At 61.9% G+C, this 22,724-nt stretch carries 33 protein-coding genes; 16 read left to right on the forward strand and 17 right to left on the reverse strand.

The window, feature by feature from the left end:
* The first annotated feature begins 102 nt into the window (after nucleotides 1-102).
* A complete protein-coding gene (locus tag H0O21_RS11015; protein WP_131593421.1) occupies nucleotides 103-546 on the forward strand; it encodes a nucleoside deaminase in 444 nt (147 codons plus the stop codon).
* Here the strand turns inward: H0O21_RS11015 and H0O21_RS11020 are convergent.
* Complete coding sequence (locus H0O21_RS11020; RefSeq protein WP_255441202.1) at nucleotides 518-1,651, reverse strand: alanine--glyoxylate aminotransferase family protein; 1,134 nt, start codon at nucleotides 1,649-1,651, stop codon at nucleotides 518-520. The genes H0O21_RS11015 and H0O21_RS11020 overlap by 29 nt on opposite strands.
* Before the next feature lie 130 nt (nucleotides 1,652-1,781).
* Nucleotides 1,782-2,306, reverse strand: a complete 525-nt coding sequence (locus tag H0O21_RS11025) for an allophycocyanin subunit beta (protein ID WP_185189693.1) — start codon at nucleotides 2,304-2,306, stop codon at nucleotides 1,782-1,784.
* A 341-nt stretch (nucleotides 2,307-2,647) separates the two neighbouring features.
* Here H0O21_RS11025 and glnA point away from each other — a divergent pair, with 341 nt between their 5' ends.
* The 4 genes from glnA (at nucleotide 2,648) to H0O21_RS11045 (ending at nucleotide 5,987) form a co-directional block, all read left to right on the forward strand.
* The gene (glnA, locus tag H0O21_RS11030; RefSeq protein ID WP_131455423.1) at nucleotides 2,648-4,069 is read left to right on the forward strand and encodes a type I glutamate--ammonia ligase; all 1,422 of its coding nucleotides are present in this window, start codon (nucleotides 2,648-2,650) and stop codon (nucleotides 4,067-4,069) included.
* Nucleotides 4,070-4,169: 100 nt separating this feature from the next.
* On the forward strand, nucleotides 4,170-4,307 hold the full coding sequence (locus H0O21_RS11035) for a hypothetical protein (RefSeq protein WP_185189694.1): 138 nt from the start codon (nucleotides 4,170-4,172) through the stop codon (nucleotides 4,305-4,307).
* A gap of 230 nt (nucleotides 4,308-4,537) precedes the next feature.
* Entirely contained in the window at nucleotides 4,538-5,599 is a 1,062-nt protein-coding gene (locus H0O21_RS11040; protein ID WP_185189695.1) for a class I SAM-dependent methyltransferase, read from the forward strand.
* 70 nt (nucleotides 5,600-5,669) lie between these two features.
* Nucleotides 5,670-5,987 carry a copper-binding protein gene (locus tag H0O21_RS11045; protein WP_131455426.1) on the forward strand — a complete coding sequence of 106 codons (318 nt, stop codon included), beginning with the start codon at nucleotides 5,670-5,672 and terminating at the stop codon, nucleotides 5,985-5,987.
* A gap of 26 nt (nucleotides 5,988-6,013) precedes the next feature.
* On the opposite strand, the gene H0O21_RS11050 is transcribed toward H0O21_RS11045, so the two are convergent.
* Nucleotides 6,014-6,331: a hypothetical protein gene (locus H0O21_RS11050; protein WP_185189696.1), complete on the reverse strand. Its 318-nt coding sequence runs from the start codon at nucleotides 6,329-6,331 to the stop codon at nucleotides 6,014-6,016.
* Nucleotides 6,332-6,384: 53 nt separating this feature from the next.
* Here H0O21_RS11050 and H0O21_RS11055 point away from each other — a divergent pair, with 53 nt between their 5' ends.
* On the forward strand, nucleotides 6,385-6,645 hold the full coding sequence (locus tag H0O21_RS11055; RefSeq protein ID WP_185189697.1) for a DUF6439 family protein: 261 nt from the start codon (nucleotides 6,385-6,387) through the stop codon (nucleotides 6,643-6,645).
* On the opposite strand, the gene H0O21_RS11060 is transcribed toward H0O21_RS11055, so the two are convergent.
* Both H0O21_RS11060 and H0O21_RS11065 read right to left on the reverse strand, forming a co-directional pair.
* Nucleotides 6,602-7,114 carry an ATP-binding protein gene (locus H0O21_RS11060; RefSeq protein ID WP_185189698.1) on the reverse strand — a complete coding sequence of 171 codons (513 nt, stop codon included), beginning with the start codon at nucleotides 7,112-7,114 and terminating at the stop codon, nucleotides 6,602-6,604. The genes H0O21_RS11055 and H0O21_RS11060 overlap by 44 nt on opposite strands.
* 51 nt (nucleotides 7,115-7,165) lie before the next feature.
* Nucleotides 7,166-7,894: a GUN4 domain-containing protein gene (locus H0O21_RS11065; RefSeq protein ID WP_131455430.1), complete on the reverse strand. Its 729-nt coding sequence runs from the start codon at nucleotides 7,892-7,894 to the stop codon at nucleotides 7,166-7,168.
* A 62-nt stretch (nucleotides 7,895-7,956) separates the two neighbouring features.
* Between H0O21_RS11065 and mnmH the strand changes: the two genes are divergently transcribed.
* From mnmH to H0O21_RS11085, 4 genes are read left to right on the forward strand one after another with little or no spacing between them, the layout of a single operon-like run.
* Complete coding sequence (gene mnmH / locus H0O21_RS11070; RefSeq protein WP_370523047.1) at nucleotides 7,957-9,027, forward strand: tRNA 2-selenouridine(34) synthase MnmH; 1,071 nt, start codon at nucleotides 7,957-7,959, stop codon at nucleotides 9,025-9,027.
* Nucleotides 9,028-9,085: 58 nt separating this feature from the next.
* Entirely contained in the window at nucleotides 9,086-9,490 is a 405-nt protein-coding gene (gene psb28 / locus H0O21_RS11075) for a photosystem II reaction center protein Psb28 (RefSeq protein WP_131455431.1), read from the forward strand.
* Nucleotides 9,487-10,587, forward strand: a complete 1,101-nt coding sequence (locus tag H0O21_RS11080; RefSeq protein WP_131593405.1) for an AI-2E family transporter — start codon at nucleotides 9,487-9,489, stop codon at nucleotides 10,585-10,587. Before psb28 ends, H0O21_RS11080 begins: the two co-directional genes overlap by 4 nt.
* Nucleotides 10,584-11,582, forward strand: a complete 999-nt coding sequence (locus H0O21_RS11085) for an AI-2E family transporter (protein ID WP_131455433.1) — start codon at nucleotides 10,584-10,586, stop codon at nucleotides 11,580-11,582. The genes H0O21_RS11080 and H0O21_RS11085 overlap by 4 nt, the downstream gene beginning before the upstream one ends.
* 14 nt (nucleotides 11,583-11,596) lie before the next feature.
* On the opposite strand, the gene H0O21_RS11090 is transcribed toward H0O21_RS11085, so the two are convergent.
* The 9 genes from H0O21_RS11090 to H0O21_RS11130 form a co-directional block, all read right to left on the reverse strand.
* Nucleotides 11,597-11,797 (reverse strand): hypothetical protein, encoded by a 201-nt coding sequence (locus H0O21_RS11090; RefSeq protein ID WP_185189699.1) that lies wholly within the window; start codon nucleotides 11,795-11,797, stop codon nucleotides 11,597-11,599.
* A gap of 33 nt (nucleotides 11,798-11,830) precedes the next feature.
* The gene (locus H0O21_RS11095) at nucleotides 11,831-12,043 is read right to left on the reverse strand and encodes a hypothetical protein (protein ID WP_185189700.1); all 213 of its coding nucleotides are present in this window, start codon (nucleotides 12,041-12,043) and stop codon (nucleotides 11,831-11,833) included.
* Nucleotides 12,044-12,046: 3 nt separating this feature from the next.
* A complete protein-coding gene (gene secF / locus H0O21_RS11100) occupies nucleotides 12,047-13,012 on the reverse strand; it encodes a protein translocase subunit SecF (protein WP_185189701.1) in 966 nt (321 codons plus the stop codon).
* Between the two features lie 3 nt (nucleotides 13,013-13,015).
* Nucleotides 13,016-14,506, reverse strand: a complete 1,491-nt coding sequence (secD, locus tag H0O21_RS11105) for a protein translocase subunit SecD (protein ID WP_185189702.1) — start codon at nucleotides 14,504-14,506, stop codon at nucleotides 13,016-13,018.
* A 3-nt stretch (nucleotides 14,507-14,509) separates the two neighbouring features.
* Nucleotides 14,510-15,493, reverse strand: a complete 984-nt coding sequence (locus tag H0O21_RS11110) for a pyruvate dehydrogenase complex E1 component subunit beta (RefSeq protein WP_131455438.1) — start codon at nucleotides 15,491-15,493, stop codon at nucleotides 14,510-14,512.
* A 200-nt stretch (nucleotides 15,494-15,693) separates the two neighbouring features.
* Nucleotides 15,694-16,005, reverse strand: a complete 312-nt coding sequence (locus tag H0O21_RS11115; protein ID WP_131455439.1) for a DUF3082 domain-containing protein — start codon at nucleotides 16,003-16,005, stop codon at nucleotides 15,694-15,696.
* Nucleotides 16,002-16,934 (reverse strand): 4-(cytidine 5'-diphospho)-2-C-methyl-D-erythritol kinase, encoded by a 933-nt coding sequence (gene ispE, locus H0O21_RS11120; RefSeq protein WP_185189703.1) that lies wholly within the window; start codon nucleotides 16,932-16,934, stop codon nucleotides 16,002-16,004. The genes H0O21_RS11115 and ispE overlap by 4 nt, the downstream gene beginning before the upstream one ends.
* A complete protein-coding gene (rsmA, locus tag H0O21_RS11125; RefSeq protein WP_131455441.1) occupies nucleotides 16,931-17,773 on the reverse strand; it encodes a 16S rRNA (adenine(1518)-N(6)/adenine(1519)-N(6))-dimethyltransferase RsmA in 843 nt (280 codons plus the stop codon). The genes ispE and rsmA overlap by 4 nt, the downstream gene beginning before the upstream one ends.
* On the reverse strand, nucleotides 17,770-18,252 hold the full coding sequence (locus tag H0O21_RS11130; protein WP_370523048.1) for a YraN family protein: 483 nt from the start codon (nucleotides 18,250-18,252) through the stop codon (nucleotides 17,770-17,772). Before H0O21_RS11130 ends, rsmA begins: the two co-directional genes overlap by 4 nt.
* A gap of 156 nt (nucleotides 18,253-18,408) precedes the next feature.
* On the opposite strand from H0O21_RS11130, the gene H0O21_RS11135 reads away from it, so the two are divergent.
* Genes H0O21_RS11135 through H0O21_RS13480 form a run of 4 tightly spaced genes read left to right on the forward strand, consistent with a single transcriptional unit; the run spans nucleotide 18,409 to nucleotide 19,891 of the window.
* On the forward strand, nucleotides 18,409-18,891 hold the full coding sequence (locus H0O21_RS11135; protein WP_131455443.1) for a pentapeptide repeat-containing protein: 483 nt from the start codon (nucleotides 18,409-18,411) through the stop codon (nucleotides 18,889-18,891).
* Nucleotides 18,891-19,310 carry a hypothetical protein gene (locus H0O21_RS11140; RefSeq protein ID WP_131455444.1) on the forward strand — a complete coding sequence of 140 codons (420 nt, stop codon included), beginning with the start codon at nucleotides 18,891-18,893 and terminating at the stop codon, nucleotides 19,308-19,310. The genes H0O21_RS11135 and H0O21_RS11140 overlap by 1 nt, the downstream gene beginning before the upstream one ends.
* Nucleotides 19,307-19,741, forward strand: a complete 435-nt coding sequence (locus H0O21_RS11145) for a 23S rRNA (pseudouridine(1915)-N(3))-methyltransferase RlmH (protein ID WP_131455445.1) — start codon at nucleotides 19,307-19,309, stop codon at nucleotides 19,739-19,741. The genes H0O21_RS11140 and H0O21_RS11145 overlap by 4 nt, the downstream gene beginning before the upstream one ends.
* Nucleotides 19,742-19,765: 24 nt before the next feature.
* A complete protein-coding gene (locus H0O21_RS13480) occupies nucleotides 19,766-19,891 on the forward strand; it encodes a hypothetical protein (protein ID WP_255441012.1) in 126 nt (41 codons plus the stop codon).
* On the opposite strand, the gene H0O21_RS11150 is transcribed toward H0O21_RS13480, so the two are convergent.
* Entirely contained in the window at nucleotides 19,878-20,264 is a 387-nt protein-coding gene (locus H0O21_RS11150) for a hypothetical protein (RefSeq protein ID WP_185191012.1), read from the reverse strand. The genes H0O21_RS13480 and H0O21_RS11150 overlap by 14 nt on opposite strands.
* 90 nt (nucleotides 20,265-20,354) lie before the next feature.
* Between H0O21_RS11150 and H0O21_RS11155 the strand changes: the two genes are divergently transcribed.
* On the forward strand, nucleotides 20,355-20,798 hold the full coding sequence (locus tag H0O21_RS11155; protein ID WP_131455448.1) for a LexA family transcriptional regulator: 444 nt from the start codon (nucleotides 20,355-20,357) through the stop codon (nucleotides 20,796-20,798).
* Between the two features lie 19 nt (nucleotides 20,799-20,817).
* A complete protein-coding gene (locus tag H0O21_RS11160) occupies nucleotides 20,818-22,092 on the forward strand; it encodes a Y-family DNA polymerase (protein WP_185189704.1) in 1,275 nt (424 codons plus the stop codon).
* 78 nt (nucleotides 22,093-22,170) lie between these two features.
* On the opposite strand, the gene H0O21_RS11165 is transcribed toward H0O21_RS11160, so the two are convergent.
* The gene (locus tag H0O21_RS11165) at nucleotides 22,171-22,467 is read right to left on the reverse strand and encodes a hypothetical protein (protein WP_131455451.1); all 297 of its coding nucleotides are present in this window, start codon (nucleotides 22,465-22,467) and stop codon (nucleotides 22,171-22,173) included.
* On the reverse strand, nucleotides 22,467-22,724 hold the full coding sequence (locus tag H0O21_RS11170) for a hypothetical protein (RefSeq protein ID WP_131455452.1): 258 nt from the start codon (nucleotides 22,722-22,724) through the stop codon (nucleotides 22,467-22,469). The genes H0O21_RS11165 and H0O21_RS11170 overlap by 1 nt, the downstream gene beginning before the upstream one ends.

A 22,724-nucleotide genomic window follows, 5' to 3' on the forward strand; every position in this document is an offset into this window, starting at 1 on the left:
CTTGCGGTGGCACATTGAAGGTGGACGTGGCCTTGATGGCGCGTTGGGGAGGCAGCCGTGAGCGCACCACTGACATTGACTGAGCATCAGTGCCGACTGTGGATGGGACGCCTGCTGCGGCGAGCCAACCGGGTCGGCGACAGCGGTGAAGTGCCTGTGGCAGCACTCGTTCTGGATCGCCACGGCCGCTGCATTGGCTATGGCGTCAACCGGCGCGAACGTGATCAGGACCCCCTGGGCCATGCCGAGCTGGTGGCCCTGCAACAGGCCACCAGCATCAGGGGGGACTGGCGTTGCAACAGCTGCACCCTGCTTGTGACGCTTGAGCCGTGCCCAATGTGTGCTGGAGCCCTGGTTCAGGCCCGCATGGGGCAAGTGATCTTCGCCGCCAGGGATCCGAAGCGTGGGGCTATGGGGGGCACAATCGATCTCAGCAGCCATGAGAGCGCCCACCACCACATGCGAGTGATCGGGGGCGTTCTCGAGCGTGAAGCCAGCCAGATGCTGGAGTGCTGGTTCAGGCAGCGACGGCGGCGGTCTGTTTGAAACGGGGCAATTCCGTTTCAAACAGATTGAGCAGTCGATCGACGTTTTCGGGAGTGGAGTTGTATCCCATCAGGCCAATTCGCCAGATCTTGCCGGCCAGCACGCCTAATCCGCCACCCACCTCGATGCCGTGATTGTTCAGGAGGTGCTGACTGAAAGCCTTGCCATCGACACCTTCTGGAATGCGCACGGTGGTGAGGGTGGGCAGGCGCAGCTCCAGGGGTGCATGCATGACCAAGCCGAGACCTTCAAGACCGGACCAGAGGGCCTCGGCATTGCGGCGATGGCGGGCCCAGGCCTGCTCAAGCCCCTCTTCGGCAAGAAGCCGAAGTGCCTCGCGCATCCCAAAGTTCATGTTCACGGGCGCCGTGTGGTGATACACCCTGTCGCTTCCCCAGTACTGATTCAGCAGGGACACGTCGAGGTACCAATTGGGCACCTTGGTGGTGCGGGCCGAAAGCTTCTGTTCGGCCCTCGGTCCCATCGTGAAAGGACCAAGTCCGGGAGGACAACTCAGACCTTTCTGACTGCAGCTGTACGCGAGGTCGACTTTCCAGGCATCGAGATGCAACGGAACTCCACCCAAGGAGGTGACCGTGTCGAGGAGCAGGAGGCAATTGTGCTTCCGACAAAGATCCCCGACACCCTCCATGGGTTGGCAGATCCCTGTGGACGTTTCTGCATGAACCATCGCCAGAATCGCCGGGCGATGCTCGATCAGAGCGGCTTCGAGCTCATCGAGAGAGAACGCTTCCCCCCAAGGCTTCTCGATCACCCGGACATCGGCCTGATAGCGGCCGGCCATGTCAACAAGACGAAGGCCGAAATAACCCTTGACGGCCACCAGCACCCGATCACCAGGCTCAACGGTGTTGGCCAGGGTGGCTTCCATGGCGGCACTACCAGTGCCACTCATCGGAAGGGTGAGTCGGTTGTCGGTTTGCCAGGCGTAGCGAAGCAATTCCTGTACTTCACCCATCAGCTCCACATAAAGCGGATCGAGATGACCGATCGGTGTGCGGGACAGGGCCTCCAGCACGGTCGGATGGGCATTGGAAGGGCCAGGACCAAGCAAGAGCCGATCTGGCGTTGCGATCGGAGCCAGATCTCGGCGATGGCTCGAATCAATCTGGAGATGGGAGGGCGCTATCGCCAAGGACTGACGGGAAAATCGTTGGCGAAAAGCCTACGCAGTCATCCCTCCATCAGGGGAGGAGATGAGGGAATGCAACGGCCTAACGCTGGCGGACGTCGGTGGCCGCCAGACCGGAGGCCATGTGCTCGAAGGGCTGACGCACCACTGGGCAGCGATCAAACTCCACCCCCTCAGCCACCAGTCGCTCGCAAAGCACATCGCCCAAGAGAACAATGCTGCGAACCGTGGGTCCCGTCGGCACTCCGAGACTCTTGTACGTGTCGTCAAGACCGTTGAGCACCCGTTCATTCAGGATGGTGCTGTCTCCGGCCACCAGGGCGTAGCTGGCGTAGCGCAGGAAGTAATCCATGTCTCGCAGGCATGCTGCGAGACGCCGGGTGGTGTAAGCGTTGCCCCCAGGAAGCAGCAGCTCAGGGTCGTCAAGGAAGAGACGCTGACTGGCCTCTCGGACGATTTCAGCCGCCTGACGGTTGATCAGTTCGACAGCCTTGAGCCTGAGGGCTGCTTCAGAGAGATAGCCATCGATGCTGTCCATGGCGGAGCGATCGAGATAACGACCGAGCTGGTCGTATCGACCGATCAACCCGGTGATGGCATCACGCATGGCTCAGGCTTGAACAGTGTCAAACTGGAAAGTAACACCAGCTTTCCCAGCAGAACGCTCTCTGCAGCTGCGTTATGGGCAAGTTGACAGAAACGGTTACTAACGGGCAGGAGTGGAACAGCCTCCACGACCTTCATCAACGGGTTGATGCCGCGATGCGGTGAGCATTCAGAAAGCGCAGAGGGGGCAAAAAAGGAAGCCGTCCCAATGGATCAAGAGGGTCCAAGACGATCGAGGCGGCATCGGCGCGAAGCAGAAAATGTACCCATTGATACAAAACGAGTCCCAAGGGCTGACTACGGTCCGCCCTGACTATTGGCCCCCTGCCATCTATTGCACCCATGGGCAAGACCGCACAGGACGTTCTCCGTCAGATCAAGGACGAAGGGATTGAGCTGATCGACCTCAAATTCACTGATCTTCACGGGAAGTGGCAACACCTGACCGTCTGCGCCGACATGGTGGACGAGGCAGCCTTCAGCGAAGGACTGGCCTTTGACGGATCCTCAATTCGCGGCTGGAAGGCGATCAATGCCTCCGATATGGCGATGGTTCCCGATCCCGCCACCGCCTGGATCGATCCCTTTTATCGCCACAAAACCCTGAGCCTGATCTGCTCGATTCAGGATCCGCGCACGGGGCAGGCCTATGACCGCTGCCCGCGCGCACTCGCTCAGAAAGCACTTGCCTATCTGGCTGGCACTGGTCTTGCTGACACGGCTTTCTTCGGACCGGAGCCTGAGTTCTTCCTGTTCGACGACGTTCGCTACAACTCCAGCGAGGGTGGCTGCTTCTACAGCGTCGACACCATCGAGGCCGGTTGGAACACAGGCCGCCTGGAGGAAGGCGGAAATCTGGCTTACAAAATCCAAACCAAAGAGGGCTATTTCCCTGTTGCCCCCAACGACACCGCCCAGGACATTCGTTCCGAGATGCTGCTGCTGATGGGGCAGCTGGGTGTTCCGATCGAAAAGCACCACCACGAAGTAGCCGGCGCCGGTCAGCACGAGCTCGGCATCAAATTCGCCGAACTCATCCAGGCCGCCGACAACGTCATGACGTACAAGTACGTCGTGAGAAATGTCGCCAAGAAATACGGCAAGACAGCCACGTTCATGCCCAAGCCAGTGTTTAACGACAACGGCAGCGGCATGCACGTCCACCAGAGCCTCTGGAAGGGTGGTCAGCCCCTTTTCTTCGGAGAAGGCACCTACGCCAACCTCTCCCAGACCGCCCGCTGGTACATCGGCGGCATCCTCAAGCACGCCCCCTCCTTCCTGGCCTTCACCAACCCGACCACCAACAGCTACAAGCGCCTGGTTCCCGGATTTGAAGCGCCCGTCAATCTGGTGTATTCGGAAGGCAACCGCTCAGCGGCGGTGCGCATCCCGCTCACCGGCCCAAGCCCCAAGGCCAAGCGCCTGGAATTCCGCTCCGGTGATGCCCTTGCCAATCCCTATCTCGCCTTCAGCGCGATGATGATGGCTGGCATTGACGGCATCAAAAACCAGATCGACCCTGGCGAAGGGGTGGACGTTGACCTGTTCGAACTTCCGGCCGATCAGCTCGCCAATATCGCCACGGTGCCGGCATCCCTCAACGGCGCCCTTGAAGCCCTCAACGCTGATAAGCACTACCTCATGGAAGGAGGTGTCTTCAGCGAAGACTTCATCAACAACTGGATCGATCTCAAATATGAGGAGGTGCAGCAATTGCGCCAGCGCCCTCATCCCCATGAGTTTGTGATGTACTACGACGCCTGATCAAAGGGAGTTGGTCAAAGGCAACAGGACGAATGGGGGGCAAAGCCCCCCATTTTTTGGTTCAACGATGTCTCAACTGGGCCAAAGCGCTGTCATGGAGATGCCGACAATGATCCTGGCGTCGAGACCATGCCCTCTGCTGCGCGATCGCATTGCGCTGATCAAGGGCATCGGGATGGGTCTCGATCTGGGCGAGCCCTGCCTCACGCCGACGACGCTCATGGGCATGGTGATCTGACCAGGAGACAAATTCGACGGCCGCACGACGGCGCCGATCGAGAACGTTGACTGGATGAACATCAGACATGGCGCATCTCCTCTTTCACTGAAGTCAGTCTGTAGCAACCGCTACAGAATCTCGCGTTACTACACGAATCTTTCCAGCCAATGGATCAGCCAGGCACGAAAGCCACAGAGAGGGCGGTCGGTGAGCTGGAATAGACAACCTTTGGTCCGCAGGCACCCTCGATGGCGACGCCCAGCATCACCGAGATCGCCTACCGCACCCTTCAACAGAGCCGCAGCATCGCCGGACTGGCTCACAAGCAATTCAGCACCAGGCTGATGGAATGGGTCGCGCCGGACGCCGTACCAAGCACGGAAACCGTGCCGGAGGCCATGTTCATGGAGCTGCGTCGCTCCCTCGCCTCCCTGGAGGACACTGACTGGCAGGAGGCCGAATCCGGGCTTTATCCCAAACGTCAGCTGTTCGATCAGCCCTGGATCGACTGGGCGGCCCGCTACCCCCGTCTCTGGCTGGACCTTCCCTCCACCTGGATGCGTCGCCAAAAGAGAAATGTCCGTGACCTCCCGGATGAGGCAAGCGAAACGCTCTACCCCGACTACTACCTACAGAACTTCCACCATCAGACCGACGGTTACCTGAGTGATCACTCCGCGGAGCTCTATGACCTCCAAGTGGACATCCTGTTCAATGGCGCAGCAGATGCAATGCGCAGGCGTGTCCTGGCACCTCTCCTCCGCGGTCTGCGTCGCTTTGAGGACCGACCTGCAGCCAGCCTCAGGGTCCTCGATGTGGCCACGGGAACGGGCAGAACCCTGCATCAGATCCGTGCAGCCCTGCCTGAAGCGACGCTGACTGGCATCGACCTCTCTGAGGCGTATCTGAGGCAGGCCAACCGATGGCTCAACCAGGGGCGCCAAGGTCTGGTGCAACTCCTGAAGGGGAATGGCGAACACCTTCCCTTCGCGGATGGAAGCATGCAAGCCGTCACCTGCGTGTTTCTGCTCCACGAGCTACCAGCTCAAGCCAGACAGGCCGTGTTGGAGGAGTGCTATCGCGTCCTGGAACCCGGTGGTGTTCTGGTGCTGGCCGATTCGATTCAGTTGGCCGACTCACCGCAGTTCAGCGTGGCGATGGAAAACTTCCGCCGCGCTTTCCACGAGCCTTATTACGCCGATTACATCCGTGATGACATCGAAGCGCGTCTCAGCCAAGCCGGCTTCCGTGGCATCACCGGCGAGTCTCACTTCATGGCAAGGGTCTGGTCGGCCAGTAAAGGGGCATAGGCATTCCCTGACATGTGCGCTTGCGCACGGAGTCGCGCCCCATAGGGTGCCCCTATCCCTCGTGGGGTCCATGTCCAATCCTTTCCGTCTGCGCTGGCTTCAGGGCTGGACCTTCCAGCTCGTTCTGATGGAAGGGAAGGTTCAGGTGGAAGCCCATGGCTTTGGCATCTGTCTCAGGACAGCCCTGTTTCCGGGTGAAAGCCCCCAGGCAGCTGCCGACAGGCTCGTGCTTGCCGAGGACAAGCGCAGGCGTGCCCTGCATCAAGCTTGGATCCGCGGTCAGGACCTCACGCGCAGTGCCACGGACGAGGCCCCAGCTCTAGAAGAAGCGCGTCAGGAGGGACCCGGGTCCCTGGTGGTGGTCCACCCCCAACCCCTGGCAGCCTGACTGCCTGGCAGCTTGAGAGGAGCGACTTAAAGGCGAGCCAGTAGCCATCCCAGCAGCAGTCCTGGACCACCCCAGCGCATCGCTCTCCAGAACCACCATCCCGACGGTGCTGGCCTGAAGACCTCTTGACTCGGCTGACCCTCAAGAACCTGACGCATCAGGGCAGAGCGCTGACGCCAGCGCAAACGGTGATGACGTCCCAGACGTTTTGAAGGGCGCATCATCAGCTGACGTTCCAGCGTCAACCAGAAGGCCAGACGCTTCAGGGCACCGGTGGGCGTCCGAAGACAGTTCCTCAGTGCGTGACGGTTTCGACGGGGGCAGAGGCCTCGGGCGGATGTCATGCCTTCGCACGCACGCTGCTAGCGCCAGGATAGAAACAGCTTTGCCCACCGCCATGGCCACCCGCAGTCCAGCCCCCTGGCCTGATGAAGCAGCGCCTCTCGCCCAGGAACTGCACGGCCAATTGCGACTGGATGATCGCGACTGGCACCGATTGAAAAGCAACGCCGATCGTCGTGCTGCTGAACTGCTCTCAGGAGCACTGGTGCAACTTCTTCAGGGCGGGGAGAGGGCCGATGTGGAGGCTCTCATCAACCAGGGACTGCTCTGGCTCAGGCGGGAACTGAAGGACCCAGGCTGTCCCCAGCACCGCTGACCACGGGAGCAGGCGTTTGATAGCGCCTGCAGGCCAGCTGAAGGCGATTGCCGCGCCGGCTCCAGCGCACGTCATCGAAACACTGATGAATCAGAAACAGGCCCCGCCCCTGATTGGCGTCCAGACGATCGGGAAGGGAAGCGGATCGAGCCTGAGGCGGTAGCCCAATCCCTTCATCCTGGATCTGCCAGATCAACCAGTTGGGCGTGAGGATGCGGCGAACACGCAAACATTTGGATGGATCGCCTGCGTTGCCGTGGCGCACAGCATTAACGAGAGCCTCCTGAAGACCCAGTTGAAGGCGACAGCAGGTATCAGGACAGGAGACAGGCTCTAACAAGATCTCCAGCAGTGGGCTGAGCTGGAGTGTCGAGGGAAGGATGAAGTCGGCCCAGCGGAACACAGGAGCGGCACCGATGGACTGCAACAACAACTGCAGCGGATCGACGGACTTATGCCCGGATGCCATCGGAAACGCTGCACTCTTTTTCGACCATACCGGGATGCGGGAGGGTTGCCACTACCGGCTTGCAGTGGAGCGACGGGCCTGCAGAGATGGGTGGTCAAGCAGGGCGTCCATCAGACGCACGCCGCGGAGCTGATTAATCAGGGGCATGTGACCTTCTGGGGCATCCATGGCCCACTGAAAGGCGCCCGGATAACGGGTCCAAACTCCCTCATGCTTCCAGCCAATCCGTGGCCAGAGCCGTTCGTAGCGACCATCAAGACCAGCGAGCAACCTGGCCTGAACACTGAAGCCGAAACGCCCCTGGGAATAGGCCATCCAAAGCCGGTCAAGGGTGGCGAGATCCAGCCCCTCCATCGCCGGGACTTCACTGAAATAAACGTAACCACGCCGTTCAGCCTGGGGGCCGGCAAGGCTGCGAAGCGCCGCACTGGTGAAGCGATCCGCTTCTTCGAACCGTTCAGCGAGCAAATCCCGCTGCAGAGGGCCGTAGTCGATGCCCGCTGCTGAAGACGCCTCAAACCAACCATCCCTGCTTCCGATGAGTGCCGGGAGCGCCTGAGGTTGATGACGCTGGAACACCTGCAGTAACCAGCCAGCCTCCCAGGCATCCCCCTTGGGATCGAACGGAGCGAGGGCCGCGGAACCCAGAGCCGCCAACTCAGCAGCCCTCGATTCAATCGTTGGAATCAAAGCGCGCCGCTGACGGGTCGACCCTGTGGAGAAACGCTCCAGCAGTTGGTCTACGGGCAGGCTTGTGGTGGAAGGAGAACCGGAAAGCATGGATCAGGGCCGGCTCTGACAGGCTCGGCGTTGGCCCACTATGTCAGGCATGGGCCTGATCGATGCAGTCGTTGGTGATGGTGGTGGGTGATGGCGTGGCTGGTGAAGGCGTGGACCTGAGGCACTTCCGTGCAGCAGCAGGGCCGATCGTGGACGTGCGCAGCCCCTCGGAATTCGCGCAAGGCCATTGGCCGGGGTCGGTCAACATTCCGCTTTTCAACGACGACCAGCGTGCTGAGGTGGGACTGACCTACAAAGAGGGAGGGCGACTGGCGGCCACCCAGCTCGGGCTGGCCGCGATAGGGCCTCAGTTGGCGGATCTTGCCGATGCCCTGCGCTGCGCCGCAGGAGCCGATGGTCAACTGCGGCTCTACTGCTGGCGGGGGGGACTGCGCTCCAACAGTGTGGCCTGGTTGGCACGACTGGTTGATCTGAATCCCACTCGTCTGGACGGTGGCTACAAAAGCTACCGACGCTGGGTGCTGGCCAGTTTTGAGGAGCCCTGGCCGCTGCGCCTGCTGGGAGGACGCACGGGCACAGGAAAGACTGATTTGCTGCTCGCCCTCGCCCAGCGGGAGGTGGCGGTGGTGGATCTGGAAGGTCTCGCCCATCACCGGGGCAGCAGTTTCGGTGGCCTGGGCCTTCCGGAGCAGCCCAGCACGGAGCATTACGAGAATCGACTCGCCGAAGCCCTGGATCTTGCGCGCCATCAAGGAGCTGATCAGATCTGGCTCGAGGCCGAAAGTGCGCAAGTGGGCCGTTGCCGCATTCCCAATGCACTGTTTCGCCAGATGCAATCCGCACCGGTCCTGGAGATCCGGCGCAATCTTGAAGAGCGTGTCGCGCAGCTGGTCACGGTCTACGGATCCCAGGGACGCGAACCCCTGCTTGCCGCAACGGAACGCATCAGCCGCAGACTCGGGCCCCAGCGCACCAGGGAGGCGATCGATGCCATCCAGGAGCAGGACTGGGCGAGGGCCTGCAGGGCCATGCTCGACTATTACGACCGTTGCTATGAGCACGAGTTAGCCCGTTCCCCAGCTCGGCAAAGCGTTGATCTGGACGGCCTGAGTGCTGATCAAGCCGCCGATGCTCTGCTGCATCGACAGCTGATCGAGCCTCGCCAACGCTGAGCACAACCTGGAAGAGCTGGCTCTAAAGTCACCCTTTGGTCAGCTGGGGACAAACGACATGGCAGAGGCGGCAAGCACCGGTGGCCAGGCGACAGCGGCGATTCAGTTTTTCCGTGGGGTCGATGAGCCGGTGGTGCCGGATATCCGCCTCACCCGCAGCCGCGATGGACGCACCGGCCAGGCCCTGTTCGTGTTTGAGCAGCCCGATGCCCTGGCCCCCGAGAGCATGGGCGACATCACCGGCATGTTCCTGGTGGATGAGGAAGGCACCCTGGTCACCCGTGAGGTGAAGGCCCGTTTCGTGAATGGCAAGGCCAGTGCCCTGGAGGCCACTTACACCTGGAAGAGTGAGGTGGACTTCGAACGCTTCATGCGCTTTGCCCAGCGCTACGCCGACAGCCACGACCTGGGCTATTCCCAGAATTCCGGCGACAATGCCGAGGACAACGACAGCGACGGGTGAAATTTCCCCAGTGGATTGGGCTCGCCGCCCTTGGCGCTGCAGTGGTCCTGCTCTGGACGCTCAAGGACGTTCTCATCCACCTGTTTGCAGCAGTGGTGCTGGCCATGGCGCTCTGCACGCTGGTGGGAACACTCCGGGCCCGTTGGCCGATTCCCAGACCTGTCGCCCTGCTGATCTGTCTGGTTGGCCTGCTGGTGGTCATCGGCCTCGGAGCAGCCGTCGTCGTCCCCCCATTCACCAGCCAGTTTCATCAGCTGCTGCTTCAACTCCCGGCTGCTGCAGGTGAGCTGAAGACCCTGGCGATCAATGCCATCAATGTCATCTCCGGCTGGGTCTACGGAAGCGGAGCCAGCGGCAGCTGGAGTGATCGACTGTTTGCCAACGGCGTCACATCACTCCCAGACAGCTCCACCTTGGCGAGCGGTCTCGGGGGGGGGCTCCAGAGCCTCCTCGGTCTCGCCGGAAACCTTGGCAGCGGACTGGTGCAGCTCTTGTTTGTACTCGCCGTCAGCCTGATGGTTGCTGTGCAGCCCAACGCCTACCGCAACGTGGCGATTCTTCTGGTGCCGTCGTTTTATCGACGCCGTGCCCAGGGAATCCTTGATCAGTGCGGAAACGCGCTGAGCAGCTGGATGGTGGGGGTGCTGATCAGCTCCCTCTGTGTTGCGTTGCTGGCTGGCATCGGTCTCTCGCTCCTCGGCGTGAAGCTGGTGATGGCCAATGCTCTGCTGGCCGGTCTGCTCAACGTGATTCCCAACGTTGGCCCAACGATGAGCACGATTTTTCCGATGGCAGTCGCTCTGCTGGATTCCCCCTGGAAAGCGCTGGCGGTGCTTGGGCTCTACGTGATCGTGCAGAACCTGGAAAGCTATGTGATCACACCATCGGTGATGCACCATCAGGTCAAACTGCTGCCGGGACTGACCCTGACGGCACAGTTTGTCTTCACGGTGGTGTTCGGTCCCCTTGGGCTGCTGCTGGCCCTTCCACTCGCTGTGGTGCTTCAGGTGCTGATCCGTGAAATCGTGATTCACGACCTGTTCGATCGCTGGAAGTCGGAAGGACGCCTCCGTCTCTCCAGGCAAAGCACACCATGAGTGCCCGGAACCTGCTGGCCGCCCTCACCCTTGTGGTGCTCTGCCTGTTGGTGTGGGAGCTGCGCTGGGTGTTGCTGGTGCTGTTCGGCGCCGTGGTGCTGGCCGTGGCCTTAGACGTGCCGATCCGCAAACTCATGCAATTAGGGCTACCGAGGCACCTGTCGCTGCTCGTGGTGCTGGCCCTGCTGATTCTGGGCGGTGCACTGGTGATTCAGCTGCTCGTACCGGAACTGCTCACCCAGCTCCAACAGCTGACCTCCCTGCTCCCGAGTTTGGTTGAAAAACTTCGCTCCATCATCGCGAGCCAGCCGAGGCTGTCCGAGCTGGAGCAATCGATTCCGGAGCAGTTCAGCTGGGAGCGAATCCAACCCGTTGGCTTCCAGCTGCTTGGGGTCGCTGGCGGTGCAGCGAACGGGCTGATCCAGCTCCTGCTGATGAGCCTCTTGGCGGTGCTCATGGCCCTCGACCCTGGCTCCCATCGCCGCATGGTGATCGCTGCAACCCCCAGGCCAGCTCGACCGATGATGAAACGGGTTCTCGATCAATGTCGAGCGGCCCTGGGCGGCTGGCTTGCGGGCATGACCCTGTCTGCAACGGCCGTGTTTCTTCTCACTTGGCTGGGTCTGGTGCTGTTAAAAGCGCCGCTTGCTCTGCTCAGCGCGCTGATCTGCGGCCTGCTGACCTTCGTGCCAACCATCGGTCCAACAGCGGCCACCCTGCTGCCGCTTGGCCTGGCACTGCTGATCTCGCCGACACTGACCCTTCAGGTGCTGATCCTGCGGCTGGTGCTGCAAAACCTGGAGGCTTTCCTGCTCACGCCGCTTCTGTTACGGCGTACGGTGAACCTGCTGCCGACCGTGGCACTGATGGCTCAGTTAAGCCTGGGCGCCCTGCTCGGCCTGCCTGGAGTTCTGCTGGCCCTCCCTCTCGTGGTGGTTCTGCAGGTGGGAATGGAACTGGTCGTGGTGCGTCAGATCATGGATCGCTGGAGCTGATCCACCCCCTTGTCTTAGGGGCGCGACGGTCCCGTCTTCACCTGACGGATGGTATTGCGAGGGCTGGTGCGCACCGGATTCAGGCTGGACGGTCGCACTTTCGCCGGTTGAGCTCTGGGGCGATGGGGCTGGAACTGGGACTGGGTTCTGGCGATGAGCACCACGCCGACGAGGCCCACGAGAAGCAACACAGCCCAGTAACGCTTCAGCGCCATGGCACAACCTCCAGCGCAACCTCCAGCCACGACTCAATCTCCTGAGCGAGGCCCGTACCGACGCCAGAGCGAAGGAATGGCACAGAGCACAGCAATCGCGAGGGCATGATGCCGGATCGCGTAAGACACGGCTGTGACTGTGACGTGGTCACGGAGCAGAAGCAGTTCAGTGCGTAGATCCAGCAGCGCCAAAATCAGGAGCAACGCTGGAAACCATCGATCGCTGCTGCGACGGGGAGAACCCACGGATCAACTCGCGCGACTGGGGGCGACGGCGCGTCTGGACCAGAGCGTGAGAAGCGACGGAGCCAGGGCGATGCTCGACCAGCTACCGACGATGACGCCGGCTGCAAGAGCCACTGCAAACCACACCAGGGTGCTTCCCCCGAAGAGGATCAGGGCGAACAGGGGCATCAAGGTGGTGCCACTGGTGTAAAGCGTGCGCGTGAGGGTCGCAGTGACCGCATTGTCGACTTGCTCACCAATCGGACGATCGCCTTCCAGGCGCTGCCGTTCACGAATGCGGTCAAACACGACCACGGTGTCGTTGACCGAATAACCGGCAATTGTGAGCAGAGCCACTGCAAAAAGACTGTCGACCTCCAGGGCGATCAGCAGGCCCAGCCAGGCGAACAGGCCACAGACGATCACCACATCATGGGCAAGGGCCAGAAGCGCGAGCACGGCGTAGCGCCTGTCGTAGCGAATGCTGATGTAGAGCGCGATTCCCGCGAAGGCGACCAGCAGGGAGATGAGACTGCTGCGCAACAACTGACTACCGAGGGTGGGACCGATCGTGTCAACCGCCTGTCCACCGGGCAGAAACGGTCCGGCCACAGGCGTGAGCGCAGCGATCACGGCCTGGCCCTGGGCCGCACTGAGGGTGGGCATGCGCAGCACCAGAGACTTGCCGCGATCGAGAAGCTGAACGCGTGCGGACGCAAGATTTGGTGCTGGCGCATCGGCATCGTCTGGCAATGGAGCCGCCGCAAGGACGTTCTGAAGCTCAGAGACCTTCAGTGCGCCACAGCTGGTCCCACAACGGCGCTCCAACTGGATCTGAGTACCGCCGGTGAAATCAAGGCCGGGGCGAAGGGGAGCATGAATCTGAGGGTTGGTCCAGCTGAGGAGGATGCCGATGACGCTGACCGCAATCATCAGAAACGACACCCACCAGACACGACGACGAAGACGACTGACGTTGAAGACGACCATGGCTCAGACAGGAGACGTGGGGAGCTGTCGCTCTGGAATGAAATTGCTGATACGCCTCAGGCCCTGATAACTCATCAGGAAGCGCAAGAGCGTACGGGTGCAGGTGAGGGCGGTAAACAGGCTGAGCAAGACGCCGATTCCCAGGGTGGCGGCAAAGCCTTTCACGAGACCGGTGCCGAGGAAGAACAGAGCCGCACAACTGATCAAGGTGGTGAGGTGACCATCGACGATGGAGGAGAAGGCTTCGGAAAAGCCCGTCTCGATGGAACGGATCAGGGTGTTGCCCCGCCGCAACTCATCCTTGATGCGCTCAAAAATCAGCACATTGGCATCGACCGCCATGCCAACGCTGAGGATGAATCCAGCAATGCCTGGCAGGGTCAATGTGACGGGTAGAAGGGCGTAGATCGCGAGGTTGAACAACGCATAAAGGCTGAGAGCGAGCACGGCAACGAAGCCCGCCAACCGGTAAACCACCACCATGAAGACGGCCACGAGCGCCAGCCCAGAAAGGGCAGCAATCAAGCTGCGCCTGACGTTCTCGGCCCCAAGGCTGGGACCGATCGTGCGCACCTCAAGGATCTTCACGGGAAGAGGCAGCGATCCCCCCCGCAGCTGCACCTCAAGATCCCTCGCCTCTTCGGCGCTGAAATTGCCCGTGATCGAGGCTGCCCCCCCGGTGATGCCAGCCGCTTTGAACTGTTCACCGACGCTCGCCTCACTGATCGGCTGACCATCGAGGACAATGCCAAGCAAACGCCCTGTCCCGGCGATGGAGCGGGTGAGTTCAGCAAAGGCATCTCCCCCCTCACGATTAAAGGAAAGGGTCACTTCCCAGCCGGGGGTATTGGGCTGCTGCTGACGACCTGCCGTCACAAGATCCTTGCCGGTGAGTGCTGCAGGCTCAAAACGGGCCACGATCTCCTGGTTGACCTTCTCCAGCAGCTGCTCGAGTTGCTGCTGCTCACTTCCGGCACTGCCACTGAGACCAAGAGCCTTCTGGGCCTTCGCGAGCTGTTCGAGATCGAGATCCTCGTTTTGCTGGGGGGGTTGTGCCGATTCGGCTCGAGCCTGACGCGCCGCAAGGATGGCCTTGGTCTGAGCGCGAAGCTCGCGCAGACCCCGCATGTCCTCTTCTGTGCCGGGCTTCTGGGCACGGAATTCAAGTAGGGCCGTGCTGCCGAGCACCTTGGCGGCCCGGGAGGGGTCGGTCTTCTCCCCAGGCAGCTGCAGAACCAGTTGATCGTCACCAATGGTCTGAAGAGTCGACTCGGAGACTCCCAATCCATTGACCCGGCGGTCGAGGACCGCCTTCACCGCCTCCAGTTGCTCGGGCTTGACGGTTTTGATCTCACCGCCGGGCTGCACCTCGAGGGTGAGCTGACTGCCGCCGCGTAAATCAAGACCAAGCTGCAAAGGGAAGCTGGCAAGCACCGATGCCGCCGCAATCGCTAGGGCGAGGATGAGGGCAAACCAGCCCTGCTGACGCGCCATTGATCAGATCCCCACGCGAACGATCTGCTGAGCCGCCTCAACGATCTGATGGGGCTGAATGATCGTGAGGTTCTCGAGATTTCCGTTGTAGGGGGTAGGGATGTCCTGGCTGGAGAGACGCACAGGGCGAGCATCGAGATCATCGAAGCACTGCTCGGTGATCAGGGCGATCAGTTCGGCACCGATGCCGCCGGTCTTCATGCACTCCTCCACCACGATCACCCGATGGGTTTTACGGATCGAGCGGGCGATCGTTTCCATATCAAAGGGTTTGAGGCTGATCAAATCGATCAACTCCACGCTGATGCCATCGGCTTCCAGCTGTTCCACAGCCTTGAGGCAGTGGTGACGCATGCGTGAGTAAGTGAGGATCGTGACGTCAGTCCCCTCTTGCACCAGGTCGGCCTGATCGAGTGCACAGGTGTACTCACCCTCTGGCAACTCTTCACTCAGGTTGTAGAGGAGCACATGCTCGAAGAAGAGCACAGGGTTGTTATCGCGGATCGCCGCCTTCATCAACCCCTTGGCATTGGTGGGCGTACTGCAGGCCACGATCTTGATGCCGGGCACGGCATGGAAGTAGGCCTCAAGTCGCTGGCTGTGCTCGGCACCGAGCTGGCGGCCTACACCACCGGGGCCACGCACGACCGTAGGAATCGTGAAGTTGCCGCCGCTGGTGTAGCGGAGCATGCCCATGTTGTTTGAGATCTGATTGAAGGCGAGCAACAGAAAGCCCATATTCATGCCTTCCACGATGGGGCGAAGGCCCGTCATCGCTGCTCCGACGGCCATGCCGGTGAAGCTGTTTTCAGCAATCGGGGTGTCGAGCACCCTCAGCTCGCCGTACTTCTCGTAGAGATCCTTGGTGACCTTGTAGGAACCGCCGTACTGACCGACGTCCTCTCCCATCACGCAGACATGGGGATCTCGAGCCATCTCCTCGTCGATGGCTTCACGGAGTGCGTTGAAAAGAAGCGTCCCTGCCACGGCGTTGCTGTCGGTCCGGCCTTGCCGGCATCAGCGGCCAAGCTATCTCAGTCCGGGCGCCTTCACCCTCCGGCGGCGAAGGTTGTGAGCAGCAGCACCGAGAGGAGCAGGCCCGGAGACAGAAGCAAAACCAGCTGACCGAGATCGTGGGGCGTCATGGAAGAACGTCGCCCTAGAAGCGATGAGGGCACGGTCAGACGCTAGGCAGCATCGGGCTCCTGGCCTGTGAAGAGACTGCGAAGAAACACCAGAAACAAGCCCAAGCCGATGAAGGCAAAGCTGAAGGTGGCCAGGAAACACATGCCGATCAACAGGGTTTTGAGCGCCGTGGCAATGCTTTGGGCAATCGGTGAGCTGTAGTTCGGAGGATGGGCTGCGAAATAGAGCACCATGCGCTTGCTGAGGCCGAGGCTCAACCAGGCGAGCAACAGGCTTGTGAGGGAACCCGAGACGAAGCTGAGGGGACCCTTGCGCCTCTCCTCATTCGGTTGACCGCTGTTCTTGCTGTTCATGCCGCCAGCTTGGCCCCATGGCCCAGAAAGGAACAACTCCAGGCTTCCAGCCCTGCGTCATGGAACTGGTCCCGATGCTGTTCAAGGGCAAGATCCGCAGCGCTGCGATCGGGGAACAGAGCGAAACAGCTCGGGCCGGAACCACTCATGGCCACCCGCAGCTGTCCAGGGAGGTCCGCGAGCAGCTGCAGAGCGATTGGCACCGCAGGGGTCTGGGGGGCGACGACCTCCTGCAGGTCGTTGCGCAATGGAGGAGTCCGCAGGTCGTCATGGGGCTGCAGCCAGGGCGCCTGACGCAAAGCCTGACGGCGATCCTCAAAGGCCGACTCGTCGTCGAGGTAGGTGGCCCCGCGCAGGCGTCGACATTCGCCGTAAGCCCAAGGGGTCGAGACGCTGACCAGGGGATCCTTGACGAGCACGACCCCAAAACGATGGCAACCAGCCACCAGAGGCTCCAGGGTTTCACCGCGGCCGAAGCAAAGCTGGCTGCCTCCGGCAATGCAGAAGGGCATATCGGAACCCAGGTCTGCCGCCATGCACTCGAGCTCGGCCTGGCTGTGGCCCAAGCCCCAAAGGGTGTTGAGCGCCACCAGGGCGGCTGCACCGTCACTGGAGCCGCCGGCCAGACCTGCCCCGATCGGGATTCGCTTGCTGAGATGAAGCCTGGCGCCCAGTTCACCAAAGCCAGAGCGCTGGCGGAGCAATTCCGCAGCCCTCACGATCAGATTGTCGCGCCCGCAGCTCAGATCGTCGCAATCACAGGTGAGATGCAAGCTGCCGTCTGCGGTGTTGATGCAGGAGAGCTCATCGGCCAGATCGATGCTCTGCATCACCATCGCCAGCTCATGAAAGCCATCGGCTCGGAGGCCAAGCACCTCCAGGTGCAGATTGATTTTGGCTGGGGCGCTGACGCGAACCGTGGCCGTCATGACGTCGTTGAGGCGATGACGGCCTGATTCAAACCCCTAGCGAAGCGGACCCAGGCCTCGGGTGCGATCTCCTGAGGGCGCTGCTGCAGCTGAATTCCCGCTGATGCAGTCAGATCCTGAAGCTGTTCAGGTGCACAGAGGCCAGCCAGAGTGTTGCGCAGCATCTTGCGTCGAGCGAGAAACGCCATACGCAATAAGCGCTCAACCGTGCGGGCCAGCTCCGGCTCCAGGCGCTGGTTGATCGGCAGAGGATCGAGGCGGATCACCTCCGACTGCACCTTCGGCGGCGGCTGAAAACAGCGGGGAGGCACCGCACAAACGGACTGGCAGCTGGCCAGCAGCTGCATCCGCACGCTCAGGGCGCTGAAGCTGCTGGCACCGGGGCGGGCGCGAACCCGTTCGGCCACCTCCTTCTGCACGAGCAGCACCAACGATTGATAGGGAGGATCAACAGGCCGATCGAGGCGTCCGATCAGGCGCTCCAGCAAAGGGCCAGTGATGTTGTAAGGGATGTTGGCCACCACCTTGGTGGCTGGTGCATCGTCGGGAAGGGTGAGTGGCCCTTCCAGCACATCTCCCTGCCTCAGAGAGAAACGGGAATCACCTGCGAAGCGTTCCTGCAGGCCCGCCACAAGATCACGGTCGAGCTCAATGGCATGAACTCGGGCCGCTGGCGATGCCAGCAGTCGCTCGGTGAGGGCGCCCCGACCGGGCCCAACCTCCAGCACACGATCCTCGGGCTGGAGATCAGCAGCGCTGAGAATCTGATCCAACACGCGCTCATCGGTGAGCCAGTGCTGTCCGAAGCGCTTGCGGGTGGTGTGGCCGGAGAAGCTCATGATTCCTGGGACCATCCTTCACTGTGCAGGAACGCAGCCACCCGGATCCATCGCACCGGTTTGATACTGGGGGGCAAGGGCACCAAGGCCAGCACCACCTCTAGACCCGTGCTGGACCAAAGGGGATTTTCGACCTGCCAGCAGGCCAGCGCCCTGCCCAAGCAACTGCGCTTGCGATAACCGAAAGCATGCAGGCCCCATCCATCCAAACCGGCTGAGCTCCGACCCTTGACCTCCACCGCCAGTAACCGCCCCTGCGGTGGCGCTCCCTTGGCCATCACAAGATCGATCTCACCCCAGCGGCAACGCCAGCGCTGCGCCAAACAGCGCCAGCCCTGCTGGCGTAGTAGGCGCAGCGCCCTGCGTTCGGCCCACTGGCCCTGATCCGGAGGCTGCACCGCTCTTGAGCCCATGACCGACACCCCTGGATCAGCACTGCCGAGACAAAGCATTCCCCCCAACCATTGCCGAGGCTGCATGACACGTTTTCGCGTTAATAACGTTACGAATTCGCGCTATTCAAGAGCACTTCAGCGCCACCTCAACGCCACCTCAACGCCACCTCAACGCCACTGCGCACTCGCCAACCGATCCAGCCCTTCAGAATGGCGATATCTCCGGAATCGCAGCGGTCCATGCGTTCACGCCTGCTTGTGCTTCTGATCGGCCTGCTGCTGCCCCTCTCCCTCGTGCTGCAGCCGGCACCAGCCCTGGCGGCCATGGACTACGCCAAGCAGGTGCTGATCGGCGCAGACTTCTCAGGACGGGAGATGCAGGGCGTCACCTTCAACCTCACCAACCTGCGCGAAGCCGATTTATCAGGCAGTGATCTACAGGGAGCCAGCTTGTTCGGCGCCAAGCTGCAGGATGCCGATCTCAGCAACACCAATCTTCGCGACGCCACCCTCGATTCCGCCGTGCTGGATGGCACCAACCTCAGCAATGCGGTCTTGGAGGACGCCTTCGCCTTCAACACTCGCTTCATCAACGTGACGATCAGTGGCGCTGACTTCACGAACGTGCCCCTGCGTGGCGATGTGCTCAAAACCCTCTGCGCAGCCGCTGAAGGCACCAATCCGGTGACCGGCCGCAACACCCGCGACACCCTCGGCTGCTGATGAGCTTCGATCCCCGCAGCCTGGAACGCCTGAAGGAGTTGGGCCGGAGCCTTCCCCAGGCCCTGCCCGCGCCCGAGGCGAAACCAGCACCATCGCCGAAGGCCAGTGAGCGACGCCACAAGGTGGAAACGGAGCAGAACCCGGAGCAGCTGTTTCGCGAACTGATGCACGTGAGCCCCGATGGCACGGTGCCCGAGCACCTGATGCAGCGCCTGAAGGAAGCGGAAGAGCGCACCAAGCTCGAACGTCGCCCTCCCCCGGCAACCACCAGCTCCCCCTTACCGCCGACGACCAGTCAACGGCCGAACAAAGGCAAAACCACCCGCGCCCAGCGCCCCCCCGTCACGCCGGGCAGCGAAGAGGAAAGCCTCTATGTGGCCTTCGGGCAGTTGCTACTGGAAGACGAGGAAGAGGATTGAATCCCTCCCGCTGCCGGATCATCGCCGTCGGCAAGGTGCGCAAGGGCTGGGTGCAGGAAGGGGTGGAGCTCTACCTCAAGCGACTCCCTGGGCTCACCGTGGTGGAACTCAAGGACAGCAGCAGAGAGAAGGAGGCGGAGGCGATCCGTGCCGCCCTGCGATCCGATGAACTCCCGGTGATGCTGATGGAGCAGGGTGACACCCTCGCCTCGGTGCCCTTCGCCACGCGACTCGACCAGTTCGGCAACGAACGCCTGGCCTTTGTGATTGGCGGCGCCGATGGGCTGACCGATGAGCTCAAAGCTGCCGCCCGCTGGCAACTGAGCCTCTCACCCATGACCTTCCCCCATGAATTGGCCCGGCTCCTGCTGCTCGAGCAGCTTTACCGAGCCCAGGCGATCCTGCAGGGGAGCCCCTATCACCGGGCTTGACCCCTGATCCAGGCATCCAGGCGCATGGCCATCTCAGGCGCCCACTCTCTGGGCAAAAGCACCTTGGTGAACGACTGGGTGCAAGCCCACCCTGAGTCCATCAGAGAAGAGGAACCATTTCGCGCCCTCGCCCTCGTCACCAAGCCGTAAGGGTCAGCGGCTGGAACTTGGCGACGCTCAGAGTCCAGCCGCGGCCGGCCATCGCCCGAAGGCCGGCCTGGAACGCTGGGGTATCCCCCGTGTTCAGCCAGGCGGCCTTGAGAGCCGGCAAGTCTTCCGGCAACCGCTCCATCGGCAACTCCACCAGCAGCAGACTGTCCAGACCACAGACACGGCGAATCGGCCCCTCGTCACTCCGTTGCCACACACGCAGCAACAGCTCCAGCGCCAGGGCATGGGCCACCTCCACGGGCTGCTCAGCAGCGGCGGCCTCGGCCGTGAGCGAACGACCGGCGAGGGGCAAGGCCCGCCGCCCCTCCTGCTCGATCAGAGCTAGAGCGACGAGATAAGGAGCCTCAGCCATCGGGAACAGAGCAATGGGCGCATCCTCACCGATCCCAAGAGCCACAAAGCCAGAACATCTGTACTATTCCATGGAGTCGGATGGTCTCCATTGCCGGTCGATCGCTCCTCTCTTCAAGCAGCACAGCCCCTGCGCCTCCAGCGCCATCCGCTCCACCTGCCCCTGGCTAGCGAACGGGTGGCCGCCGGCTTTCCCTCTCCCGCGGACGATTACGTGGAGGTGGGGATCGACCTGAATGAACAACTGATCCGCCATCCCACCAGCACCTTCTTTCTAAGAGTGAGCGGCGACTCCATGACCGGCGCCGGCATTCATGACGGCGATCTGCTTGTGGTGGACCGCAGCCTCGATCCCAGGCCGGGTCGGGTGGTGGTGGCGGTGCTTGATGGCGGTTTCACCCTCAAGCGACTGGCACGCCATCGCGGCCAGCTGCGCCTGGAGGCCGCTAATCCCGACTATCCGCCCCTCGACCTGCATCGCTGCGGCGATGTGCAGATCTGGGGAGTGGCGATCCATGTCATTCACCCGCTCTGAACCCTCAGGGGCAAGTCCCATGCCTGCTGTCACGGCCCTCATTGATGCCAACAATTTCTATGCCTCTTGCGAGCAGAGCCTTGATCCAGCCCTGATCGGCAGACCGGTGGTGGTGCTCTCCAACAACGACGGCTGCATCGTGGCCCGCAGCGCCGAAGCCCGAGCCCTAGGCATTGCCATGGGCACCCCCTATTTCCAAGCCAAGCGCGACCTGGAACGCCATGACGTGGTGGTGCGCAGCTCCAACTACGCCCTCTACGCCGATATGAGCCAGCGGCTGATGAGCCTGCTGGAAGGGGAGGTGGAGGAGCTGGAGATCTATTCAATCGACGAGGCCTTCGCCCGGCTCAGCCGACCGGCCGACGGCGATCTCCTGCCCTGGGGGAGACGCCTGCGCGCCCTGGCCCGACGCAACCTGGGCTTACCAATCGCCATTGGACTTGGCTCCAGCAAAGGGCAGGCCAAACTCGCCAACCGCTTGGCCAAGGTGGAACCGGCCCATGCCGGCCTGTTTGATCTAGTGCGCTGCTGTGATGTCGACCGATGGCTGGAAACAATCGCCATCGAAGACGTGTGGGGAATCGGCCGCAAGCTGGCCCACTGGTGCCGGCTGCGGGGCGTGAGCAATGCCCGCCAGCTGCGCGATATGCCCAGCGGTGAACTGCGGGCCAAAGCCGGCGTGGTGGGTGTGCGGCTGCAACGGGAACTGCAGGGCTACAGCTGCCTACCCCTTGATCTGGCCCCCTCCGCCAAGCAGGAGACCTGCGTAAGCCGCAGCTTCAGCCGACCCATCACCAGCCTGGAGGAACTGTGCGAAGCAGTGGCCACCTACGTGGTGCGCGCCGCCGAGAAACTACGCAAGCAACAGCAACGGGCAGCCGCCCTCACGGTGTTCACACGCACCAGTCCCTTCGTCCCTGGCTTCTACAGCCAGGCCGCCAGCACTCGCCTAGACCTACCCAGCAACGACACCCAAACACTGCTCAACGCCGCTTTGCCTCTGGTGGAGCGAATCTTCCAGCCGCACCGCCAGCTCGCCAAAGCCGGGGTACTGATGCAGCACCTGCAGAGCAGCGAGCAGCTGCAGCATCACCTGCTGGTGCCCTGCAGCGAAGCCGAGCAGCAACGGCGCGACAACTTGATGAACACAATCGACCGACTGAACCAGCGCTACGGCCGTGGCACCGTGCAATGGGCTGCCTGCGGACTGGATCCCAGTTGGGCCATGCGCCGGGAGCGACTGGGACGAGCCGCCACCACTCGGCTCAGTGATGTGCCGGTCGTGCGGGCCTAAACAGTCAAAGTGATGCCTCTGAATCAACCGCTGAACGTGACGGTTCTGAAGCCCTCCTGAGCCCTGATCAACGAAGGATCAGACCTGTTGAAGCAACTGCACAGCCTTCTCACGGCGGCTGCATAGCAACACCATCCGCTCCCCATGGGCGTTAAGACCGGTCTGCTCCCGGAGCAAATCAGTGCTGGCCAAAGCCAAGCCGCAGGTTTCACAAAACAGCACCGGCAGGGTACCTCCATGGCCTGACATCCCCTGGAGGTCCAGCGCCTGACGCACCGCCCGTTGGGCCTTGTCGGTGCCGAGCCGCTCGACCATGGCAGGCCAGAGGTGATTCACCGGTTGGGTGTCGGAGAAATCAATCGATGGGGAGGGCATCAGAGAGGCAGCTGCTCCAGCGCAACCACGATCATCTGTGGGGTCACAGGGATCGTCTCCAGGGCTTCGGCGTTGTCGAGATAGGCCTCGAAGGAGGCAAAACGCTCGATCCTGGGATCCGCACCCTCGGCCGCACAGGCAGCAATCCAATCATTGTCGTCGGGCTTGACGGCCACATAGGCCTGCAGGGCCTCGTCTAGATCGGCACCGTCACCGATGCCATCGCCATGCCAGATGGTCTCGAAGAATTCAGACAT

The sequence above is a fragment of the Synechococcus sp. HK01-R genome, from assembly GCF_014217855.1.
GTDB lineage: Bacteria > Cyanobacteriota > Cyanobacteriia > PCC-6307 > Cyanobiaceae > Synechococcus_C.

Excerpts from the sequence above, each read along its gene's own strand:
- H0O21_RS11015 (WP_131593421.1), top strand. The coding sequence starts at position 103 with ATGGGACGCCTGCTGCGGCGAGCCAACCGGGTCGGCGACAGCGGTGAA.
- H0O21_RS11025 (WP_185189693.1), bottom strand. The coding sequence starts at position 2,306 with ATGCGTGATGCCATCACCGGGTTGATCGGTCGATACGACCAGCTCGGT.
- glnA (WP_131455423.1), top strand. The coding sequence starts at position 2,648 with ATGGGCAAGACCGCACAGGACGTTCTCCGTCAGATCAAGGACGAAGGG.
- H0O21_RS11035 (WP_185189694.1), top strand. The coding sequence starts at position 4,170 with ATGCCGACAATGATCCTGGCGTCGAGACCATGCCCTCTGCTGCGCGAT.
- H0O21_RS11040 (WP_185189695.1), top strand. The coding sequence starts at position 4,538 with ATGGCGACGCCCAGCATCACCGAGATCGCCTACCGCACCCTTCAACAG.
- H0O21_RS11045 (WP_131455426.1), top strand. The coding sequence starts at position 5,670 with ATGTCCAATCCTTTCCGTCTGCGCTGGCTTCAGGGCTGGACCTTCCAG.
- H0O21_RS11050 (WP_185189696.1), bottom strand. The coding sequence starts at position 6,331 with ATGACATCCGCCCGAGGCCTCTGCCCCCGTCGAAACCGTCACGCACTG.
- H0O21_RS11055 (WP_185189697.1), top strand. The coding sequence starts at position 6,385 with ATGGCCACCCGCAGTCCAGCCCCCTGGCCTGATGAAGCAGCGCCTCTC.
- H0O21_RS11060 (WP_185189698.1), bottom strand. The coding sequence starts at position 7,114 with ATGGCATCCGGGCATAAGTCCGTCGATCCGCTGCAGTTGTTGTTGCAG.
- H0O21_RS11065 (WP_131455430.1), bottom strand. The coding sequence starts at position 7,894 with ATGCTTTCCGGTTCTCCTTCCACCACAAGCCTGCCCGTAGACCAACTG.
- mnmH (WP_370523047.1), top strand. The coding sequence starts at position 7,957 with ATGCAGTCGTTGGTGATGGTGGTGGGTGATGGCGTGGCTGGTGAAGGC.
- psb28 (WP_131455431.1), top strand. The coding sequence starts at position 9,086 with ATGGCAGAGGCGGCAAGCACCGGTGGCCAGGCGACAGCGGCGATTCAG.
- H0O21_RS11085 (WP_131455433.1), top strand. The coding sequence starts at position 10,584 with ATGAGTGCCCGGAACCTGCTGGCCGCCCTCACCCTTGTGGTGCTCTGC.
- H0O21_RS11090 (WP_185189699.1), bottom strand. The coding sequence starts at position 11,797 with ATGGCGCTGAAGCGTTACTGGGCTGTGTTGCTTCTCGTGGGCCTCGTC.
- secF (WP_185189701.1), bottom strand. The coding sequence starts at position 13,012 with ATGGTCGTCTTCAACGTCAGTCGTCTTCGTCGTCGTGTCTGGTGGGTG.
- secD (WP_185189702.1), bottom strand. The coding sequence starts at position 14,506 with ATGGCGCGTCAGCAGGGCTGGTTTGCCCTCATCCTCGCCCTAGCGATT.
- H0O21_RS11115 (WP_131455439.1), bottom strand. The coding sequence starts at position 16,005 with ATGAACAGCAAGAACAGCGGTCAACCGAATGAGGAGAGGCGCAAGGGT.
- ispE (WP_185189703.1), bottom strand. The coding sequence starts at position 16,934 with ATGACGGCCACGGTTCGCGTCAGCGCCCCAGCCAAAATCAATCTGCAC.
- rsmA (WP_131455441.1), bottom strand. The coding sequence starts at position 17,773 with ATGAGCTTCTCCGGCCACACCACCCGCAAGCGCTTCGGACAGCACTGG.
- H0O21_RS11130 (WP_370523048.1), bottom strand. The coding sequence starts at position 18,252 with ATGCAGCCTCGGCAATGGTTGGGGGGAATGCTTTGTCTCGGCAGTGCT.
- H0O21_RS11135 (WP_131455443.1), top strand. The coding sequence starts at position 18,409 with ATGCGTTCACGCCTGCTTGTGCTTCTGATCGGCCTGCTGCTGCCCCTC.
- H0O21_RS11140 (WP_131455444.1), top strand. The coding sequence starts at position 18,891 with ATGAGCTTCGATCCCCGCAGCCTGGAACGCCTGAAGGAGTTGGGCCGG.
- H0O21_RS13480 (WP_255441012.1), top strand. The coding sequence starts at position 19,766 with ATGGCCATCTCAGGCGCCCACTCTCTGGGCAAAAGCACCTTGGTGAAC.
- H0O21_RS11150 (WP_185191012.1), bottom strand. The coding sequence starts at position 20,264 with ATGGCTGAGGCTCCTTATCTCGTCGCTCTAGCTCTGATCGAGCAGGAG.
- H0O21_RS11160 (WP_185189704.1), top strand. The coding sequence starts at position 20,818 with ATGCCTGCTGTCACGGCCCTCATTGATGCCAACAATTTCTATGCCTCT.
- H0O21_RS11165 (WP_131455451.1), bottom strand. The coding sequence starts at position 22,467 with ATGCCCTCCCCATCGATTGATTTCTCCGACACCCAACCGGTGAATCAC.
- H0O21_RS11170 (WP_131455452.1), bottom strand. The coding sequence starts at position 22,724 with ATGTCTGAATTCTTCGAGACCATCTGGCATGGCGATGGCATCGGTGAC.